General features: G+C 43.2%; 14 protein-coding genes. 5 read left to right on the forward strand and 9 right to left on the reverse strand.

The features are described 5' to 3' along the window. Positions 1-348 precede the first annotated feature (348 nt). The 3 genes from parC to ACP69U_RS06865 all read left to right on the forward strand — a co-directional run bounded on the left by parC (position 349) and on the right by ACP69U_RS06865 (position 3,582). Positions 349-2,649: a DNA topoisomerase IV subunit A gene (gene parC / locus ACP69U_RS06855; RefSeq protein ID WP_426138185.1), complete on the forward strand. Its 2,301-nt coding sequence runs from the start codon at positions 349-351 to the stop codon at positions 2,647-2,649. Further along, the gene (locus tag ACP69U_RS06860; RefSeq protein WP_193009066.1) at positions 2,649-3,116 is read left to right on the forward strand and encodes an AC76 family protein; all 468 of its coding nucleotides are present in this window, start codon (positions 2,649-2,651) and stop codon (positions 3,114-3,116) included. The genes parC and ACP69U_RS06860 overlap by 1 nt, the downstream gene beginning before the upstream one ends. 145 nt (positions 3,117-3,261) lie before the next feature. Beyond that, positions 3,262-3,582, forward strand: a complete 321-nt coding sequence (locus ACP69U_RS06865) for a hypothetical protein (protein WP_426138186.1) — start codon at positions 3,262-3,264, stop codon at positions 3,580-3,582. 139 nt (positions 3,583-3,721) lie between these two features. On the opposite strand, the gene ACP69U_RS06870 is transcribed toward ACP69U_RS06865, so the two are convergent. The 3 genes from ACP69U_RS06870 to ACP69U_RS06880 form a co-directional block, all read right to left on the reverse strand. Continuing rightward, a complete protein-coding gene (locus ACP69U_RS06870) occupies positions 3,722-4,537 on the reverse strand; it encodes a hypothetical protein (protein ID WP_426138187.1) in 816 nt (271 codons plus the stop codon). 181 nt (positions 4,538-4,718) lie between these two features. Beyond that, complete coding sequence (locus ACP69U_RS06875; protein ID WP_404643416.1) at positions 4,719-5,198, reverse strand: BLUF domain-containing protein; 480 nt, start codon at positions 5,196-5,198, stop codon at positions 4,719-4,721. Positions 5,199-5,580: 382 nt separating this feature from the next. Continuing rightward, positions 5,581-6,096, reverse strand: coding sequence for a hypothetical protein (locus ACP69U_RS06880; RefSeq protein ID WP_426138188.1), 516 nt, complete (start codon positions 6,094-6,096; stop codon positions 5,581-5,583). A 300-nt stretch (positions 6,097-6,396) separates the two neighbouring features. Between ACP69U_RS06880 and ACP69U_RS06885 the strand changes: the two genes are divergently transcribed. After that, the gene (locus ACP69U_RS06885; RefSeq protein WP_426138189.1) at positions 6,397-7,227 is read left to right on the forward strand and encodes an HAD family hydrolase; all 831 of its coding nucleotides are present in this window, start codon (positions 6,397-6,399) and stop codon (positions 7,225-7,227) included. Positions 7,228-7,302: 75 nt separating this feature from the next. Here the strand turns inward: ACP69U_RS06885 and ACP69U_RS06890 are convergent, their stop codons facing one another. Beyond that, complete coding sequence (locus ACP69U_RS06890; protein ID WP_109591911.1) at positions 7,303-7,566, reverse strand: hypothetical protein; 264 nt, start codon at positions 7,564-7,566, stop codon at positions 7,303-7,305. A gap of 404 nt (positions 7,567-7,970) precedes the next feature. On the opposite strand from ACP69U_RS06890, the gene ACP69U_RS06895 reads away from it, so the two are divergent. After that, entirely contained in the window at positions 7,971-9,092 is a 1,122-nt protein-coding gene (locus ACP69U_RS06895; protein ID WP_426138190.1) for an ABC transporter substrate-binding protein, read from the forward strand. A 228-nt stretch (positions 9,093-9,320) separates the two neighbouring features. Here ACP69U_RS06895 and ACP69U_RS06900 read toward each other — a convergent pair whose 3' ends face one another. From ACP69U_RS06900 to ACP69U_RS06920, 5 genes are all read right to left on the reverse strand, one after another. Beyond that, entirely contained in the window at positions 9,321-10,556 is a 1,236-nt protein-coding gene (locus tag ACP69U_RS06900; RefSeq protein WP_426138191.1) for an FUSC family protein, read from the reverse strand. 245 nt (positions 10,557-10,801) lie between these two features. Further along, positions 10,802-12,037: an FUSC family protein gene (locus tag ACP69U_RS06905; RefSeq protein WP_426138192.1), complete on the reverse strand. Its 1,236-nt coding sequence runs from the start codon at positions 12,035-12,037 to the stop codon at positions 10,802-10,804. Between the two features lie 162 nt (positions 12,038-12,199). Further along, positions 12,200-13,621 (reverse strand): glutamate synthase subunit beta, encoded by a 1,422-nt coding sequence (locus tag ACP69U_RS06910; RefSeq protein ID WP_201602883.1) that lies wholly within the window; start codon positions 13,619-13,621, stop codon positions 12,200-12,202. Positions 13,622-13,801: 180 nt separating this feature from the next. Then, positions 13,802-18,265 carry a glutamate synthase large subunit gene (gene gltB / locus ACP69U_RS06915; RefSeq protein WP_426138193.1) on the reverse strand — a complete coding sequence of 1,488 codons (4,464 nt, stop codon included), beginning with the start codon at positions 18,263-18,265 and terminating at the stop codon, positions 13,802-13,804. 911 nt (positions 18,266-19,176) lie between these two features. Further along, positions 19,177-20,250, reverse strand: a complete 1,074-nt coding sequence (locus ACP69U_RS06920; protein WP_198330551.1) for a hypothetical protein — start codon at positions 20,248-20,250, stop codon at positions 19,177-19,179. Positions 20,251-20,356: the final 106 nt, after the last annotated feature.

The following is a 20,356-nucleotide window of genomic DNA, read 5'->3' on the forward strand; positions in this document are numbered from 1 at the left end:
CGCAAACTGTCTTGACGTTCAATAATGTCATAGTTATCAAAATCTTAGTATCGATAATCGATAATTTTTCAGCGATTTATTAGCGAACATTTATTCATTAATACTCTTTATAGTGTTTTATCGTTAACTATTTTTTACCTTTACTATCAAGGGCAGTAGCAAGCTCTGTTAAGGTCACAAAGTTACGTCGTGTACCCTTTTTATCATTATCCAGCACGTCACGACCTGTCGTCTATTCTGACTTATGCCTTTTTAATTTTGCCAATATCCTTTACGATAGCGCTATCCTATTTGTACGCTTGCACCAATTATCTATACCTATTAAAACTGATAAGTGAACCCTATTTTATGTCCGATGTTATTGATCATACGATTGACCCTATTATTCCTAATGAACCGATGGATACTCGCTCAGTCGCAGAGTTCACTGAGCAGGCCTATCTCAACTATGCGATGTACGTCATCATGGATCGGGCGTTACCAAATATCGCCGATGGCCTAAAACCTGTCCAGCGTCGCATTGTTTACGCCATGAGTGAGCTGGGGCTAAAATCAACGGCAAAAGCGAAAAAATCTGCGCGTACCGTCGGTGACGTCTTGGGTAAATACCATCCGCATGGGGACAGCGCTTGTTATGAAGCCATGGTGCTCATGGCGCAGCCGTTCAGCTATCGCTATCCGCTCATTACAGGTCAAGGTAATTGGGGTAGCCCAGATGATCCTAAATCTTTTGCCGCCATGCGTTATACCGAAGCCAAAATGTCGGCTTATGCCAATACCTTGCTTGCAGAACTCGGACAAGGCACGGTCGATTGGCAAGATAACTTTGATGGCACGATGCAAGAGCCAACTACCCTACCTGCCCGCCTACCTAACATACTATTAAACGGCACAACAGGTATCGCAGTCGGTATGGCAACAGACATTCCGCCACATAATCTCAACGAAGTGGTACGCGCGGCTATTCGTTTGCTAAAAAATCCCGAGCTATCAGTTAAACAATTAACCCAATCGATACCCGCACCTGATCTGCCAACCCCTGCTGAAATCATTACCAGTAAAAAAGACTTGCAAGCGATGTATGAGACTGGACGCGGTAGCTATAAAATGCGTGCGACCTTCCATATTGATCCTAAAGAAAAGAATCTCGTCATCATTGACGCGCTACCTTACCAAGTATCCGGTAATAAAATTCAAGAGCAAATCGCTAAGCTCATGACGGACAAAAAGTTGCCTTGGATTACTGATATCCATGATGAGTCAGATCATGAAAACGCCTGCCGTATCGTACTTGAATTAAAATCAACACGGGTCGATGTCGCTCGTGTCATGAGTCACCTGTTTGCCAGTACAGACCTTGAAAGCAATTATCGCGTCAATATGAATATGATTGGCCTAAATGGTAAGCCGCAGGTCAAAAACCTAAAAGAAATTCTTGATGAATGGCTGGTCTGCCGCCGATCAGTGGTCACCCGTCGCTTACAATATCGCCTCGATAAAATCGACAAGCGCTTACACATCCTCGCAGGCTTACTGATTGCTTATCTTAATATTGATGAAGTCATTCGCATCATTCGCGAAGAGGACGATCCAAAGTTATCGTTAATGCAAGATTATGACCTGACTGACATCCAAGCCAATGCCATCTTGGATATTCGTCTGCGTCAGCTCGCTAAACTAGAAGAGATTGAGCTACGCCGCGAGCAAGATGAACTGGCTGCCGAACGCGCGATCATTCAAGAGTATTTGGACAATCCAGACAGTCTGACCAATCTGATGATTGACGAGCTGACAGCCGATATGAAAGAACATGGCAATGAGCGCGTGTCACCATTGGCAGAGCGCGAAGAAGCACAAGCATTAAAAGAATCTGACCTTGTACCGAGCGAACCGATCACTGCCATCCTATCAAAGGCAGGTTGGATTCGTGCTGCCAAAGGTCATGACGTCGATGCTGCTGGCATGAGCTATCGCTCAGGTGACAGCTATCAAGCGCACGTCCGTGGCAAATCCAATGAGAAAATATATGTGCTCGATAGCACTGGACGCAGCTATAGTATTGATGCGCATAACTTAGCGTCTGCGCGTGGTCAAGGCGACCCGCTGACCAGTGTGCTAAAACCGCCAGCAGGTGCTAGCTTTGAGCAGCTATTAACTGGTGCTGACAATCAGCGCATCATCCTCGCTAGCTCCGCAGGTTATGGCTTTATCAACACCATCGGCAATCTCGATAGCAATCAAAAAGCGGGTAAAAACATCATTAACCTAGCGGCTGATAGTCGTTTGCTCCCTGTTGCGCGTATCGATGCGCCAGTAGAAACAGCTAATAATGCTGACAGTGGCAATACCAATGTAGCGCCTGACCATATTGCTGTCGTGACCAATGCTGGATATTTGCTGATATTTGCCCTCGATGATTTGCCTGAACAGGCACGCGGTAAAGGCAATAAACTTATCAAGTTAAAAGAGAATGAGGAAGTGCTCGCCATCACGCCACTTAGTCAACAAGACAGCCTAATTATTACCGCTGGCAAACGCCATGTGACACTCAAGCCAAATGATTTGGCTAACTATACGGGTGTGCGCGGCAATCGTGGTGGTCAGTTGCCAAGAGGCTTTCAGAATGTGACGAGTGTTGAGGTTGGGTGATGGTAAATTATTTTTGGGAAATGATCAAACTAGAAACTTTAGTTAATGGAGTAGCACTCCTTATAGTAGTATGGGCTTTCTCTAAAGTAAAAGGCTACTTTAGTAAAGCACCTTTAGTGTTCAAAAACTTTCAAATATGGTCCCGTAAGAAAAAACTTATCAAGATCAAGAACCATCGTCATGATGAACGCTACTACTTGAATGAACTGCAACTGTCTCAAAACTGGTTCATTACTTTCTTACTGGTGATGATAGTAAATTTTTTATTCCTTTTAAATAATAATATCCTAGACTTTTCAATCTGGTTATTTCTATTACTTATGTTCCCAACATTTATTGTAGAGATAATATGGCTAAATAAATCGAGTTATGTTGAAGACTTAGCAACATACCAAAAAGGAAATTTAGAATGGAGAAAGCGTAGACAACGTAAAAATAATCGTAGAAAAAATAGTTATAAAATTTAAGCATCAAATTAGAGAAACTAGCCTAGTGCGGAATTTTTCTCCCGATAATATTAGGCGTAAGGTGCGTTCCATACACCGATGAGAGTAATAACGTTAAAAAATAGAAAACTGGACGCAGTTTACGACTTTAATTATTAGTAACTATATGAAAATTTTAGCAATATCTGTATCTTTTTTATTTTTATTCTGCGCACTTGCAGTAATTTTGGTGACTCCTACTTTTGAAGAATTATATAGAAGTTTTGGTGTTGATGTACCAGTCTTTACTGAGGTCGTGTTAAGTACTCATGAATATTGGTTAGGGCTAGCTTTAATACCAATACCCTTGGTTTATTTGTTGGAATCGTCAAAAAGATGGCAAGCTACCACTCAATATTTTCTCTTAGCTTTGGCTATTCTTCTTATTCCTTTGACCATTATTGCTCTTTATCTACCTATTTTTGAAATGGGTAGCGTCGTTGGTTAAATTGCATTAGTAAATATAAATGATGCCTTTATCATATAGAGTTGACGGCCTGGCGTAGGCTGAACTTCAGGTTTCCATTACATAAATAAAACCCGAAAGGTGCATGGAAGGCACGCTTTAACTTTCGAAAGCCGACACGCTATATACAGCTACGACTACTACCGCATTGACCATATGCTGCTGCGAAAGCTGCATATGTAAGACCAACACCTAAAGCTTGAATAGGTAGAGTGACGATATCTACTGCCATGGCAACTGGTAGTAGAACCGCGCTAAACTTATTAGCGTTACTGCCTGTCTCCCACTTATAATTCAACTGGATATTTAAGGGCTGCTTGAGCTTATAATTGACGTCATTAATGTTTTGTACTGCAGAAGCTACCGTCAGCTCAACGTTTACTGCACGCTGACAAATTAAATTTTTTTGCTCAGTAACAATGGCTGTCTTACATTCAAATCCAAAACTTTCTAACTTTGATTGCTCGTTAATCTTTAGGGCACTAATCGGCTTAGCATATAGTAAGCCAACAGTTGTAGGTACGTTTTTAATTTGATTTGATTCATCATTTTCTACATCTAGAATAAGCTCATTGGAACCAGCTTGAGTTTTTTGTTGAATATTACGATTGGTATATGAAGATTGAGTGTCGATATATAACGAGCCTAAATCCACTTGAGCGAAAATTCTTTTAAACAGATTAGATTGCGTATTAGCAGAGACTACAGGCTCTACCAAAAAACTATAATTTTTACCAGCTAGAATCATAGCATCTTCGTATCCTTGTATAGGTTTATTAGGATATCCCACTGCAATGACGCTCTCAGATAAAACGTTTTTTGTGTGCTCCTTTTTATTATCGTTTTTGGCATAATCTGTAAGACCGATAGTCGCACAACTATTTAATACGATTGATGAACCTAAAAGCGTTACTAGTAATAAAGACAATTTTTTCATATGTATAATCCGTTTAAGTTATTCAAATAGCGAACGCCTCAGATGATAATACACAACATATGTAGAATTACAACACTCAACCTTTACGATCTATAAATATAAGATATTGAAAACAACTAAAAAGCCGCCTATACACACGGTATAGACGGCTTTTTTACGACAATCAGAATAGAAAAATCGTCTAAGACTTGTTAGAGTCAGCATTTTCAAAAACTGCTGTCAAAAAGCTTTTAATCTGAGCACTTGTCATTAGATAGGGATTATAGTCAGAACCTGCTGAGAAGCTTTTGAGGGCATAGTCTTCATCTTCAGCGCTTGATGTTAGATGTTTCACTAAAAACCCATTCCATTGACGCGACTCTATTTCCTCTATATTAACAATATTGGGAAAAATGGTTGAATGCTCGTCAAGTATTTTTTCTAAGGCAATATTGATAGCGGGTCTTGTCCCTTGAAAACTTTGAACGAAATAACCTTCACTAATGACTAAAGCTGAAGCTATATTGTTTTCTTCAAAATACCTTCGCCAATACTCAAGCGCGCGAGTCAGCTCGATTCCCGAATCTAGGTCGACATTTTTGGCGATATATATCATGTTGATAAGAATATGCTCGCCATTTATTTTTTTGCTTTCTGGAGTATGGCTTGTCGCTATAGTCATGAGAAACCTTATTTATAAAAACCTGATCTAATTTAAGATAAAGTATAATCAATAAAATTTTTTTTCTTAGTGGTTTTTTGTCATCTAGCATCATTGTATTTCTAGAAATAACCATTGGAATTTTAATGAAATAGGACGCCTATACTTCTCAGAGTACAATTGTACTATAAAAATTGGTACAATGACTGCGATATCATTATTCTAATAGTTAACAAGCCTAATCTATATATTCCTATAGCACGGTCTCAACCCTAACATACGACTGACCCACGCTTACTCATAGCTCAGACGTTGCAAACATCACTTACTCTTACTAAAAAGCCGTCTATACACACGGTATAGACGGCTTTTTTACGCTCATTAAAACGACCAAGGCATCAAATCAATACCGACCCATCTCAACCGTTGTCTCAGCAAGCACACTATCGCCTTGCCAAGCCTGCACATCTACCGTATACAGATGATTTTTACCACCTGAACAAGGTGGTTTATACGCCCCTCCCGCTTCCCCTGCACGGCTACGATATTCCGCGATCATCTCAATCCCGACTGACACTTCATAAGTGTGCCCAAACACACGTGGAATCTCAGCACTCGTAGCACCTTCTGGTAGGGCAAACTCTACAATGCCATGTCCACCATGTTGCATACGTTTATTGCTCACATCGTTATAAACGAAAACCAAGCTCTCCGCGCCCATCGGTATGTTTGAGACCGTCATGCTCGGCGTGGCTGGATTTTTGCCATCATAGTTTAGACACTGCTGCCCTTCAGGTATTTTTTTGCCATTCCAAGCAGCTTCGTTAAACTTAACATCCATTGCAAAGGCATTGGCAGATTGTGCCAATGTTGCCAATGCCGTCAAAGTGGTGACTGATTTTAAGGTAAAAATTTTCATACTAGCTCCTTTAGGTAGCGGATACACTGATAAAAATCGTTCATCATTTTGTTAACTGATATTGATCGTTAATCTCAACCTTATAATAAATAGCCACTCTTAAGTTAATTATATCGTTTAGAGTTTTTGTTAATCTTTCAAATAAGCGCAAATCAATCGCAATGCCAGCAAAGCTAATACCGCAGCAGTAGCCAAATTTGCATCATCGCAGGTTACTTTATAGGTATTTATCTCTTCGGGTGTGTTGTAGTAGTATCTAAATCATTGGTATTGAAACGACTAAAAAACAATAGGATCATCATGTTTATCGAAGACAAAATCGCCACAGAAAGTATGACTATCAAGACTCCGACACCCAAGATCATCTTTTTTGACATCGATGATACCTTGAGCCGCAATGGCATCATTGCCGAACACAACAAAGCGACCCTTGAGGAGCTTGCAGGTACTGATATTAAGCTGGTGATTTCAACGGGACGCTCCAAAGCCATATTGCCAGCAGATATTTTAGCCTTGCTCGAAGCTGATGTCTTAGATGCGATTATTTGTATGAATGGACAGTATAGTTTTGATAAAAAGGGTCGGATTAGCCACTATCCGTTGTCCGCTGAGCAAACGGATACCATCGTGCGTCTGTGCCAACAGAGCGAGTTGATTCATAAGTTTGACTCTGCCACCCATATCGCTTGGTCAGGTGAAAATGAGCGCTTGCGCGAGTTTAATGCCATCACGCCAAACTCTATCGTTGACCCTGAATATCATAAAGGAAATACCGTCTATCAATGCTCAGTATTTTTTAACAATCAACAAGAGAAAATGCAAGACGTCGATTTTGCCCAGTACGATTTAAAGCTCGTCCATTGGCATCATATCGGCGCAGATATCTTACCGATAGAGGCATCCAAGGCGCGAGGCATTAAAGACGTCTGTCAATATTATGGGGTAGATGCCAGTGAGTGTATGGCGTTTGGTGATGGGATGAATGATTTAGAGATGTTTGACTTGGTCGGCTATGCGGTGGCGATGGGTGATGCAAAGCAAGAGTTGATTGCGCGTGCAGACTTCGTCACGGGTACGATTGAGGAGCGCGGTATTCAGTCGGTGCTTGAGCAATTTCATATTGCGTCTTAATAATCAGACTTTGCAAATTGCTATTTATCTAGGACGTGTCCTCATTTTTAAAATAAGGACACGCCCCAGATAAATCTAACCATGCTTCGTCATTAAACTATAAAGCCAACTACCGATTTTATAAAATCCGACAACAATCAAAATAAGCACCACCGCTGCCAGCACATAGGCCAACCAAACAGGCACATTACTCAACCAGCCAATCGTAAATGCCAAACCCATGTACGTCTCAACCGGCCAATTAACGATAGGTGTCGGCGAGCCAGCGTTAAACATAGTCATAAAGGCGACGATGCCAAGCACAGCAGTAATCAGTCCAGCACGTTTACGATTATTCATCTTTTGCCTCTTTTAATTCGAACCATTTAATTAACATTCGATTGTTTTTATTTTATCGGTACTCTTTGTATCTTATAAAAACCACGTTGTAAACTCATGGCTTAAGGGTAAAGCAGCTCTCATCATAGCATGATTATTTACGCTTATTATCTTACTCAAATTCAGCAGTAAATCTCATATTTGTGCTTTTATAGATTCTTCAGCCATTTATCAGTGCCACTTTTAGCAATATTATGAAGAACGAACTTCTTCCTTGCCCTTTAAATTCTTAACAATCATAGCCATAATAGTTTCACAACTGGCTCGATACCTTATATTCAACACTTAGTATTTAGCCCTTAGCTTCCATTATCTATCATTTAACTTTTTACTCATTTGCATCATTCTTATTTAGGAGAGATATTTTGACTCATTTATCATCGCCCCACAACATTGCTCGTAGCGCTCATATACTACCAAAAGCACTATTAGCCGTGGCTGTTGGGCTAGCACTTGCTAGCTGTAGTAAGTCAGACCATACGGCGGCTGATGGTACAGCGGCGAGTGCTGAAACGCTCAATCTGTATAACTGGTCAGAGTATATGCCGCAAGAAATCCTTGACGGCTTTACTGAAGAGACAGGCATTCGGGTCAATTACACCACTTTCGACTCTAATGAAGCTATGTACGCCAAGCTTAAATTGCTCGATGACTCTAGCCAATATGACTTAGCCATCCCATCAACATATTATGTCGAAAAAATGGCCAAAGAAGGCTTGCTGCAAGAGCTCGATAAATCCAAATTGAGCAATTTTAAGAATCTTGATACGTCTTTTACCAATACCAAGGTTGATCCAGAAAACAAATATTCGATTCCTTATATGTGGGGCAGCACTGGTCTTGCCATTAATGGTGACAAGGTCGATCCTGCAACCGTAAATAGCTGGAACGATTTATGGCGTCCTGAGTATAAAGGGCAAGTGATGCTGATGAACGATATGCGCGAAGTGTTTGGCATGGCGCTATTGACCCTTGGGCATTCAGGTAATAGTAAAAATCCTGACGAAATCAAAGACGCTTATGAGAAGCTCACGACCTTGATGCCAAATGTGAAGACCTTTAACTCGGATGCCTCGCGTATGCCTTATATGGAAGGCGAAACCACGGTTGGTATGAGTTGGAATGGCGAGGCAATTATCGCCAACAACGAAGGCTTGACTAGCTTGGTTTATAAATATCCAACTGAAGGCGCTATCTTGTGGATGGATAATTTTGTCATTCCTAAAAACGCCAAACAAGTCGATGCAGCGCACAAGTTTATTGACTACTTGCTGCGTCCTGAGAACTCCAAAATCGTCAGCGAAGAGATTGGTTATGCGTCGCCTAATATGGCTGCGCGTGAGATGATGCCAGAAGAGGTGAGAAACAATCCAACCATCTATCCGAGCAAAGACGTGCTGGCAAAAGCGGAGTTCCAAGAAGATGTGGGCGATGAAGCATTGCAAATCTATCAGCAGTATTGGGATAAGCTAAAAACTGGCCGTTAATTACTGTTTGTTGATAGCTGTTTTTAATAGCTTTTTTAACAACTGTTACCGCAAAAAAAACGCTGACTTAATAAAGTCAGCGTTTTTTATTTATTCTTTCTTGGCTTTTATTTAACTTTTATAGTCGGTTCAATATAATTTGGATACAAGGAAGGCGAGCGAAAATACTACGAATAGTAGACTAAGCGAGCCTGACACTGTATCTGATTTATATAGGATTGACTATATTTATAAGTGCAAATCATTTTCACTGCCTTTGTGCTCGATACGGCGCTGCTCGCGGCGTTGATAGCGCAGACCAGAGGCGGCAAACCATTTTGGCTTAGTCGTTTGCAATAAATCACTGAGCCGCTGCAGCTGTACTTGCAGCGTTTGGGTCAGCCAAAAATAGCCTTGCCACTCAAAGCCTAAATTTTCTACGCTTGGATATTCTGATACAGCGATGCGCGTAATCGGTCGAAATACTTCATCATTTGGACTACGTAATACCGCCGCCATATGCTGCATCGCTTGCGTCAATTCATGCTGATAATGAATAAGCAAAATATGGTTTTCATCGTCAATCTCAATATTGGCCAAACGCGGTGCCGCACTTAACAATAAATCAATGGTACCAATGATATTACGATGGGTACGCTGAATGGTTTCTAGTGTTTCCTTTTCAATGCCTGACTCACTTGCTGTGGCGGCGATATGCGGGCGCACGGCAAGCAAACGCTTATTGATTTTTTGTAGCGCTTTCACCAAGGACTTATTGACGGGTGTATCTGGTATAGAGCTGTTCGATGGATAAATAATGCTGGCCGAACTGGTCGCCTTACTATATTTAAACGGCTTAGGCACTAAGACATCCGCATCAATATGATTGCCAACCCCTGCATACAAATTGCTGCAGGTCTCAAGATTACTGGCCAACAAAAACCGCCACATCAACGTCGATTTAAGCGGTAAAATTAACGTTGCGGCCACCGCTACTCCTGCACCAAGCAAAATATTGAACGCGCGATATAAGCCATCTTGAGTAATATTGCTGTGGTCAGGACTCGACACAATCATCAGCATGGTAATACCTGTCAGCAGACCGATATAGCCCAATTGCTTGACCGCCACATAACCGATGATGCCACTGATAATGCCAATCAGCCCATAATACAACCACAGCCAGCCACCGATATCTTTAATCAGCCATAAGAAGCTAAGCCCAACTACTACCCCAAGCAAAGTACCCAATATCCGCTCTTTAGCCTTGGTATAAATCGCTCCTTGATATTGCAACAAACCCAAAATCACAAACACGGTAATGGTCGTCCACTCACCATGCGGCAAGTGCGTAAACTCATTTAACAAGAGCGCAATAAGTACAGCCAGACCCAAACGTATGGCATGCAAAACATCTGCATGCTGATAACGGGCATAAGGCTCTACAAACGGGACGGTAAATCGTTGCCAAAAAGTCGGTTTCACGCAGGGTATCTCTTATAAGTGAAGGAAGAAAAAATCGGTTAAATTCTAGCTACTGGCTTAACTATTAATAAAGCGATGATAAAGTCATGATCAAAAAATAACGCCTTTTACCTATTAAAAGATAAAAGACGCTGAAGGTCAAAACATGCTAGCACATAACGACGAAAAAACACCCTAACAACATAGCATTTGGCTATTGGTAATGCTGAAAGGTGCTGACAAATACTTGCCAGCACCTCCTATATTTACAAGTGTAAATCGGACTCGCCACCCTGCTCTTTCATTCTACGCTGCTCACGCCTTTGATAGCGCAGACCAGAAGCGGCATACCACTGCGGTTTGGTCGTTTGTAGCAGATCACTTAACTGTTGTAGTTGTGCTTGTAACGTTTGCGTCAACCAAAAATATCCTTGCCACTCAAACGTTGCATACTGTACGCTAGGATATTCTGATAGCGCAATACGCGTAATAGGTCGAAAAGTCTGATCGCCTGGACTACGTAATACTGCCGCGATATGCTGCATGGCTTGGGTGAGCTCGTGTTGATAGTGAATCAGTAGCGTATGATTATCATCGTCGATATCGATATTCGCCAAACGCGGTGCTGCACTGAGTAACAAATCGATGGTACCGATGATATTGCGATGGGTACGCTGAATCGTTTCTATCGTCTCTTTATGAATGCCGGACTCGCTTGCTGTTGCAGCGATATGTGGACGTACTGCAAGTAGTCGCTTGTTTATTTGCTGCAGCGATTTTATCAACGCTTTATTGACAGGCATATCTGCAATAGCGCTACTTTGAGGATAAGACAGGCTAGCTGAGCTTTTTGCTCTAGTATAGACAAGCGACTTGGGAGCCACTATTTCAGCATCGATATGATGTCCGACACCAGCATAAAGAGTACTACAGGCTTCTAAATTATTTGCCAATAAGAATCGCCACATCAACGTCGACTTTAGAGGTAAGATCACTGTCACCATGACCGCAATACCTGTACCGATTAAGATATTGAGTGCGCGATAGACACCATCTTGCGCCATATTAACTTGATTCAAGTTAGAGACGATCATCAGCATAGTAATGCCAGTGAGTAATCCAGTATACCCTAGCCGCCTGACCGAAAAATAACCAATAATCCCACTGACGATACCAATAAGCAGGTACTCTATCCCTAACCAAGCACCCGTCCCTTTATTGAACCATAAGATTGCAAATGCCACGACAATACCCAAAACCGTGCCTAGTACTCGCTCTTTGGCTTTGGTATAAATAGCGCCTTGATACTGTAGCAATCCTAAAATAATAAAGACAGTGATCGTCGTCCATTCTCCGTGTGGAAAATGGCTTATTTGATTGGCTAACAGCGCAAGTACAATGGCTGCACCGATACGTATGGCGTGCAAGATATCAGCGTGCTGATAGCGCGCATAAGGTTCAATGAATGGTGCAGTAAATCGTTGCCAAATTTTTGGTTTCACGCACAGGTACTCTTATTAATTGAAGAATATATAGTCAATGAAAAGTAATATCGAACCATCATGTACTGCTGATATCAAAAAAAACGTCTCTTACCTGTTAAAAGGCAAAAGACGTTTGAGATCGAAATAGAGTGGTCAATAATTGGATGTAAACCAAACCCATTATACCTCTAAGAAGTCCAAAATACCTTCAGCAGCTTCACGACCTTCCCAAATCGCGGTCACGACCAAATCAGAACCACGTACCATATCACCACCAGCAAATATCTTGGGGTTTTTGGTTTGGAATTTAAAGGTTTGCTTTTCCGCTGCCAGCACGCGCCCAGAGCTGTCCATTGCCACTTGCTGAGACTCAAACCAGTCAGCAGGGCTAGGACGGAAGCCAAAAGCCATAATCACAGCATCACATGGGATAATTTCTTCTGAATTAGGAATCGGCTCAGGACGCTGACGACCACGGTTGTCTGGCGCACCCAAGTGAGTCGTGACGACTTTCACGCCATTCACTTTACCATTCAAGCCAATGATTTCTGTCGGTTGACGATTGAATAGAAACTCAACGCCTTCCTCGCGAGCATTGACCACTTCGCGGCGCGAACCTGGCATGTTCTCTTCGTCACGGCGATAGGCACAAACTACTTGCTCAGCGCCTTGGCGAATACTGGTACGGTTACAATCCATCGCAGTATCACCACCACCTAGCACCACCACTCTTTTACCCTTAAAGTCGATATATTCTTCAGGATTTTTTTCCCAATCGTTGCAACGATTGACGTTGGCAATTAGGTAATCTAGCGCATCATGAACACCGGAAAGCTCTTCACCAGCAAAGCCGCCACGCATATAAGTGTAAGTACCCATGCCCATAAATACCGCATCGTACTCGCTTAACAGTTCATCAATACTAATATCAGTACCGATTTCTGTCTCAAGACGAAATTCCATGCCCATGCCTTCAAAGATGACACGGCGGTTACGCATGACGTCCTTTTCCATTTTAAACTCTGGAATACCAAAGGTCAGTAAACCACCAATTTCAGGACGCTTATCAAACACAACTGGTTTTACGCCATTTCTAACGAGTATATCCGCACAGCCCAAACCTGCTGGCCCTGCACCGATGATCGCGACTTTTTTATCTGTCCAAACCACATCAGACATATCCGGACGCCAGCCAAGTGCAAAGGCGGTATCGTTGATGTACTTTTCGACATTACCAATGGTCACAGCGCCAAAGCCATCATTTAAGGTACAAGCGCCTTCACATAAGCGATCTTGTGGACAGACGCGACCGCAGACCTCAGGCAACGTATTGGTGCGGTGACACAATTCAGCCGCTTGAAATATCTGCCCTTCGGTGGCCAATTTGAGCCAGTTAGGAATGTAGTTATGTACAGGGCACTTCCATTCACAATAAGGGTTACCACACTCCAGACAGCGGTGCGATTGCTGCGCAACGGCTTCACTCTCGAACGGTTTATAAATTTCAACAAATTCCGTTGAGCGCGTGGCGATGTCTTTTTTGGTCGGCTCAAGCCGTGGTACATCTAAAAACTGAAAACTATTTTCTAAGCGTTTTGCCATGGTATTGTCTCTTTAATATGAGGCTTTTTATATCAAGCTTTTTTAAAGTGGGCGGTGACAGTCAACGATGTCTCATTTATCGCAAAATTAAGAGCTTTATATCGTGACCGTCACTTACCTGCTGAAAACCTCTGAGTTAAAAGGTTTTTAAAAGCGGAACATTGGATAATCCAAGCAAAGCTACTGTGGGTCAGCCATGGTGGTCTTGAGAAGGCTCGCAATGTTTGCCGCTTTAGGCTTCACCAAATAAAACTTACGAACATAGTGCTCAAAGTCAGCCAATATCGTCTGACCCCACGCGCTGCCTGTTTTATTAACATGCGCTTCAATCACTTGCTGCAAATGAATACGATGCTCTTCGGTTTGCTCACTTGAGATACGATTCAGATCGATCAGCTCATGGTTACAACGGTCAAAGAAGTCCCCTTCCATATCGAGCACATAAGCAAAACCACCTGTCATACCTGCCCCAAAGTTGAGACCCGTACGCCCAAGAATAGTGACAATACCACCTGTCATATATTCACAGCAATGATCGCCTGTGCCTTCGATGACTGCGTGCGCGCCAGAGTTACGCACCCCAAAGCGCTCGCCAGCAGTACCAGCTGCATATAGTTTGCCGCCCGTTGCGCCATATAAGCAGGTATTACCAATGATGGCGGTCTCTTGCGCCGTAAAGCTTGAGTCTTTTGGTGGATAAATAACAATCTCACCGCCAGCCATGCCTTTGCCGACATAATCATTGGCATCGCCTTCTAGCTCAATATTTAGACCACCTGCATTCCAGACGCCTAAACTTTGCCCAGCAGTACCAGTCAGATGCAGTTTAATTGGCATATCACTCATGCCAAGGTTGCCCCATACTTGCGCAATTTCACCAGAGATACGCGCGCCGATAGAGCGATCACAGTTACCGACATAATAGCTATAATCGCCGCCATTACCTTGACGAATATTGAGCAGCATATCACTAATCATCTGTTCAGCGAGTAAGCCTTTATCAAATGGCTCATTACGCTCAACCTGACAGGTTTGGGCTTTACCACTACTGGCCGGATGGCTAAATAATAATGGCGTTAAATCCAAATGACGCTGCTTATCCGTGTTACCTTCTAATACTTCAAGCAAGTCAGTCCGTCCGACCAACTCTTCCATACTACGCACACCAAGGGCGGCAAGCCATTCGCGCGTTTCAGTTGCTACAAATTTAAAGAAGTTAATGAGCATCTCTGCTTCACCAATGAAATGCTCGTCACGTAGCTTGGCTTTTTGCGTCGCAACCCCAGTCGGGCAATTATTAAGATGGCAAATGCGTAGGTATTTACAACCAACGGCTATCATCGGCGTGGTACCAAAGCCAAAGCTTTCTGCCCCAAGGATAGCGGCTTTTACCACATCAAGTCCTGTCTTTAGACCACCATCAGTTTGAATACGAACTTTATGACGCAAGCCATTTACTCGTAGTGATTGGTGGGTCTCAGCAAGTCCTAGCTCCCATGGTGACCCTGCATGATGGATAGACGATAGCGGAGAGGCTGCTGTGCCGCCATCATAGCCTGAAATGGTGATTAAATCGGCATAGGCTTTTGCCACACCAGTCGCGATAGTACCAACGCCCGGACGTGAGACCAGTTTCACCGATACCAAGGCATCTGGATTGACTTGTTTTAAGTCAAAAATCAGCTGTGCTAAATCTTCGATAGAATAGATATCATGATGCGGCGGTGGTGAAATCAACGTCACACCCGGTACAGAATAACGTAAGCGCGCAATCAAAGCATTGACCTTACCACCCGGCAGCTGACCTCCCTCACCCGGCTTGGCACCCTGTGCAACCTTGATTTGCATCACTTCTGCTGAACGCAAATACGCTGGGGTGACGCCAAAACGACCCGAGGCAATTTGTTTGATCTTTGAGTTGCGCAGCGTGCCATAACGTACTGGATCTTCGCCGCCCTCACCAGAGTTTGAACGTCCACCGATGGTATTCATCGCCATGGCAATCGCTTCATGGGCTTCCGGTGACAATGCTCCTAACGACATGCCTGCCGAGTCAAAGCGCGTCAGAATAGCTGAGATATCCTCTACGTCATTCACATCGATAGAGTTATCTGTTTTTAATTGCAATAAATCACGCAAGGTCGCCACAGGACGGCTATTCACTAAGTTGGCATAATTACGATAATTGTCGTAATCACCCGTGCGTACAGCTGTATGCAGGCTATTAATCACGTCTGGGTTAAAGGCATGATATTCTTTGTTGAAGACAAACTTCAGTAAGCCACCTTGATCGAGTGGCGCGCGGCGCTTGAAAGCATTCGCCGCTAGCTGTGCTTGATCGGCAGCTAAGTCAGCAAAGGTCGCACCTTTAATACGACTCTGTACGCCTTTGAAACACAGGCTCACCACCTCTTCAGAGAGACCCACTGCTTCAAATAACTGCGCGCCGCGATAAGAGACAATGGTCGAGATGCCCATTTTTGATAAGATTTTTAGCAAGCCTTTATCCAAGCCTTTACGGAAATTAACCCGCGCTTGAATCGGATCGCCAAGCAGCTCGCCAGTCGCTACTAAGTCGTCAATAACATCATAAGCCAAGTATGGATACACGCAAGTCGCACCAAAACCAATCAATACTGCCACTTGATGCGAGTCGCGCGCCAAACCAGTCTCAATGATTAAATTAGCATCAGTACGAATACCTTGACCAATCAAATAATGATGCACCGCACCCGTTACCATGATGGCGTTGGCTGGTACTTTATCGGCATCGATATGTTTATCAGACAACACAATCAAAGTGTGACCAGCTCGGATGCTGTTAGCCACTTGCTCGCAGATAGCCATGATGGCTTCTGATAACTCAAGGGTGCGATCATAGTTTAAATCAATACGCGCCATTTTAAAGGCTGGATCACCCAAGGTCTCAAGCTGCTGCATCTTGCTGGCTGACAGTACAGGCGACGATAAGATAATACGGTGTGCATCTCGCGCTGATGGCGCAAACACATTGGTCTCAGCACCGAGGCAGGTCTGCAATGACATCACGATAGATTCACGCAATGGATCAATCGGTGGATTGGTCACCTGTGCGAACTGCTGGCGGAAAAAGTCACCGACATGGCGGATTTGCTGCGACAACACTGCCATGGGCGTATCATCACCCATTGAACCGACAGGCTCTTGACCATTTTCGGCGTTGGGGCGGATAATTTCAGTACGCTCTTCATTGGTGATGTGATACATTTTTTGCAGTGTTTTTAGCTCATTACCACGGCATGTTTGCGCTGCTAATTCTTCCTCTAAACGCTCATCATCACGGATACGGGTTGCTTCTTCACGCAGCCATTTACGGTACGGATGGGCTTTTTTCAGTAACGTCGCAATCGCTTTAGTATCTAAAATTTGACCCGTTAAAGTATCAATAACGAGCATTTGACCAGGGCCAACGCGTCCTTTTGCCAATACATCTTTTGGCGAGTAATCCCACACACCAACTTCAGAGGCAACGGTGATATAGCCGTTCTTGGTCGTTACCCAGCGCGATGGGCGCAGACCGTTACGATCAAGCATACAGACCGCATAGCGTCCATCTTGAATCACCAAACCTGCTGGACCATCCCACGCTTCCATGTGCTGCGAATAAAACTCATAAAAGGCGCGCAAATCCATATCCATGCTATCGACATTCTGCCAAGCAGGTGGCACGAGAATCGACATCGCATGGAATAGATTCATACCACCTGACATGAGGACTTCAAGCATATTATCTAAGCTTGATGAGTCAGAGCCCGTACTGTTCACCAGTGGCGTCAATTCATTCAAATTGGGCAATTTGTCTGATTTTAGTTTTGGCGTCCGTGCCTCAGACCAGTTGCGATTGCCTGTGATGGTATTCAACTCGCCATTGTGGGCAAGATAACGAAACGGCTGCGCCAAGGGCCAACGCGGCAAGGTATTGGTGGAGAAACGCTGATGAAATACCACGATATGCGATGCCAAACGCGCATCTTGCAAATCCAAGAAAAATGCTGGCAAGTCTGATGGCATCACCAAACCTTTATAGATAATCGTCTGACAGCTTAATGAGCACACATAAAACAGCTCATCATCAGCCAAGCGCTGCTCTGCTTTTTTGCGTGCGACAAACAGTTTACGGTTAAAGTCATCCGCTGCCAAATCATCGGGTGCGTTGACAAACACTTGCTTAAAATCAGGTAAAGTCTCACGGCCAATGTCACCGACGATGCTCAAATCAAGCGGTACATCACGCCAGCCAGCAACCTCTAATCCTTGGGCAACAATCTCATCGCTAAGCACTTGCTGGCTATCACGAGCTTTTGTCTCATCTAAATTGACAAAGATCATACCAACTGCAAAGTTGTTAGTAATCGCGAACCCTTGCTCAGCAGCAATACCTCTAAAAAACTCAACAGGCGTCGCCAGTAGTAGACCACAACCATCACCCGTTCTACCATCAGCAGCAACACCGCCGCGATGGGTCATACAGCTTAGACTATGAATAGCAGTTTTTACCAAATCATGGCTGGCTTGTCCCTCAATATGAGCGATCAAACCAAAACCACAGTTATCAGAAAAGTCATCTGGCGTGGCCAGGTGGGTTTGCGAGGAAATCATTGACATGGCTAGTCCTTTTAGGTGAACGGGCAATTTATGCATCCAATGCAGATCATAAACTGAAGACCGTAAGCAGAACGGGCTAATAATTAATATTCGTATATCCGAATTAATAAATGATGTGACGCTCATAGACATCATACTTTGGGACTAAGGTGAAAGCTCTGGCACTCCCAGTCATTGAATGATGTTTCAATAGATCATTAACATATTAAAAGATAGTAAACGGTCGCCCTTGGCAATGACATACAGCCCTGTATACCCGTTACCTAATCGTCAATAACGCAATGTCGCTATCTTGAGTGTCACTTGTTATCACACCATGCCTAGCAATCCAGACTGATTGACTACGCATGTAATAACCGTGCATTTGACTAATTTTGAATATCTGACGCTCTGTAATCAAGCGCTTCATTCACTCTAAAGAGAGCAATAATAAGAGAGGTTGCGCCACTTGCGATAGCTTAATTATAGATAGCAAGTGACAACGCTTGAGACAAAAAATTTTAGTAACGTATCTTTTAAATGATAGAAGTTTACCAATTCATTGTTAAAAAACAATTTTTACGATAACTATACAGAACGTCGCCCACAGTTATATTAGTTAATGACGGACAAAAAATCTAGTCTTTTCTATCGATTCACCCACCATATTTTGTAAGAGAACTTATTACTATTGGTTATAGGATGATTAAATGTTCTATGCAAATTTTGATACATAGTATCTGTGACAAGGCTTAGTTGAGATACTTAATTAAGATCAACTTCTTTTGGAAATGTATTTTTAGTACTAATTATATGCTTTATGATGCTCCACAAAAAAGCCCACTAACCAGCTTGTCAGTGGGTTTTTGTCAATCATAGTAGTAACGAGGTTATCATAGCTATCAACGATATGATCAAAGGACAAACACACTCTAATTACTTTTGTCTTCTATCAATGTTTTTATGCTGTCATTGTTGCTCTTAGGAGGATTGGTATTCTTGCTAGTAGCGTTTGCGCCAGAATTTGTGCTACTGGTACTACTTGGCGGCTTTGGTGTTGCGACTACTGGGGGTTTTTTAGTGGTATTTTCAGTGCCTGATGTCACTGGTTTTTTATTCTCTGGTTCAGACTTAGTTCCACTACCTTCATTTTTAGGCGTGGTAACAGAGGAGACCTCCTCTTCATTGCCAACAATACGCTCTTCAGTGACCGATAAAGTATCGGAGGTGTCCGCTGACTGACGGATACTTTCATTGTCGCTGTTACTGGCAGTTTCTTGACTGCTACGACCAGCATTGTCCCCATTATTCGTTTCTGGCAGTGGCTGGCGCACTGGCACTTCGCGCTTAGTCGGTTTTAAATCAACAGAACGTGTGCGTCTGGTGCTCAAATCTTTAACCGGATCAGGGCGTTCATAATTATCGATGATACCGACATAACGATTGATCTCTTCTGGCAACACACGCACATTGGCTGGCAACTTAAAGTCTATCAGTTTTGCCGCGCCAACCGCTTCTTGTGGACTACTCATGAGCCCATAAGTTAACATATAGCGGACTTGATTTTCATCGTCAAGATAACGGAAATAAGCAAATTTATTACGGTCTGCGCGGCCTTCTAGATAACTGACAATCACATCGTTTTCGGCGACATTCATCACCTGCACTGTCCACTTACCTTTATTCGCCAACAAATAACGTTTGTCTTTAAACTCAGCAGGATAATTGCGCAAATCACGTACCGTCGTATCAAAACTAATGGGCTGCACGTCGGTATCAAGCTCGTGTAACGACTCTATTTTTAAGGGCTGCTCAAGCTCAGCACTCAATGGTTGCGGTGCTGATATGGGGGCATTTTCAATTTTGGCACCCATCGCTGGCGTTTGACTAAACATCCAAATCAGAGCCGTAACCACACCCAGCAGCAAGGTCATTATCAGCCAAATCAACGCTTGACGGCGATATGACTGGCTAGCGGTACGCGGCGTCGTTCTTGAAGCTGCCATGGGAGTATCCTTGGTGAAAATAAAGTTGACCGCATTCAAGAGATGCGCAGTAAGTAGAATGGCGGCGAGCCAGTCTGCTTTAAACCCTTGAGTTCAGTGAGTATTC

The organism is Psychrobacter sp. TWR1-1-1, from assembly GCF_049895865.1.
GTDB classification, from domain to species: domain Bacteria; phylum Pseudomonadota; class Gammaproteobacteria; order Pseudomonadales; family Moraxellaceae; genus Psychrobacter; species Psychrobacter immobilis_A.

Coding starts and splice junctions, on each gene's coding strand:
- parC (WP_426138185.1), top strand. CDS start 349: ATGTCCGATGTTATTGATCATACGATTGACCCTATTATTCCTAATGAA.
- ACP69U_RS06860 (WP_193009066.1), top strand. CDS start 2,649: ATGGTAAATTATTTTTGGGAAATGATCAAACTAGAAACTTTAGTTAAT.
- ACP69U_RS06865 (WP_426138186.1), top strand. CDS start 3,262: ATGAAAATTTTAGCAATATCTGTATCTTTTTTATTTTTATTCTGCGCA.
- ACP69U_RS06870 (WP_426138187.1), bottom strand. CDS start 4,537: ATGAAAAAATTGTCTTTATTACTAGTAACGCTTTTAGGTTCATCAATC.
- ACP69U_RS06875 (WP_404643416.1), bottom strand. CDS start 5,198: ATGACTATAGCGACAAGCCATACTCCAGAAAGCAAAAAAATAAATGGC.
- ACP69U_RS06880 (WP_426138188.1), bottom strand. CDS start 6,096: ATGAAAATTTTTACCTTAAAATCAGTCACCACTTTGACGGCATTGGCA.
- ACP69U_RS06885 (WP_426138189.1), top strand. CDS start 6,397: ATGTTTATCGAAGACAAAATCGCCACAGAAAGTATGACTATCAAGACT.
- ACP69U_RS06890 (WP_109591911.1), bottom strand. CDS start 7,566: ATGAATAATCGTAAACGTGCTGGACTGATTACTGCTGTGCTTGGCATC.
- ACP69U_RS06910 (WP_201602883.1), bottom strand. CDS start 13,621: ATGGCAAAACGCTTAGAAAATAGTTTTCAGTTTTTAGATGTACCACGG.
- gltB (WP_426138193.1), bottom strand. CDS start 18,265: ATGTCAATGATTTCCTCGCAAACCCACCTGGCCACGCCAGATGACTTT.
- ACP69U_RS06920 (WP_198330551.1), bottom strand. CDS start 20,250: ATGGCAGCTTCAAGAACGACGCCGCGTACCGCTAGCCAGTCATATCGC.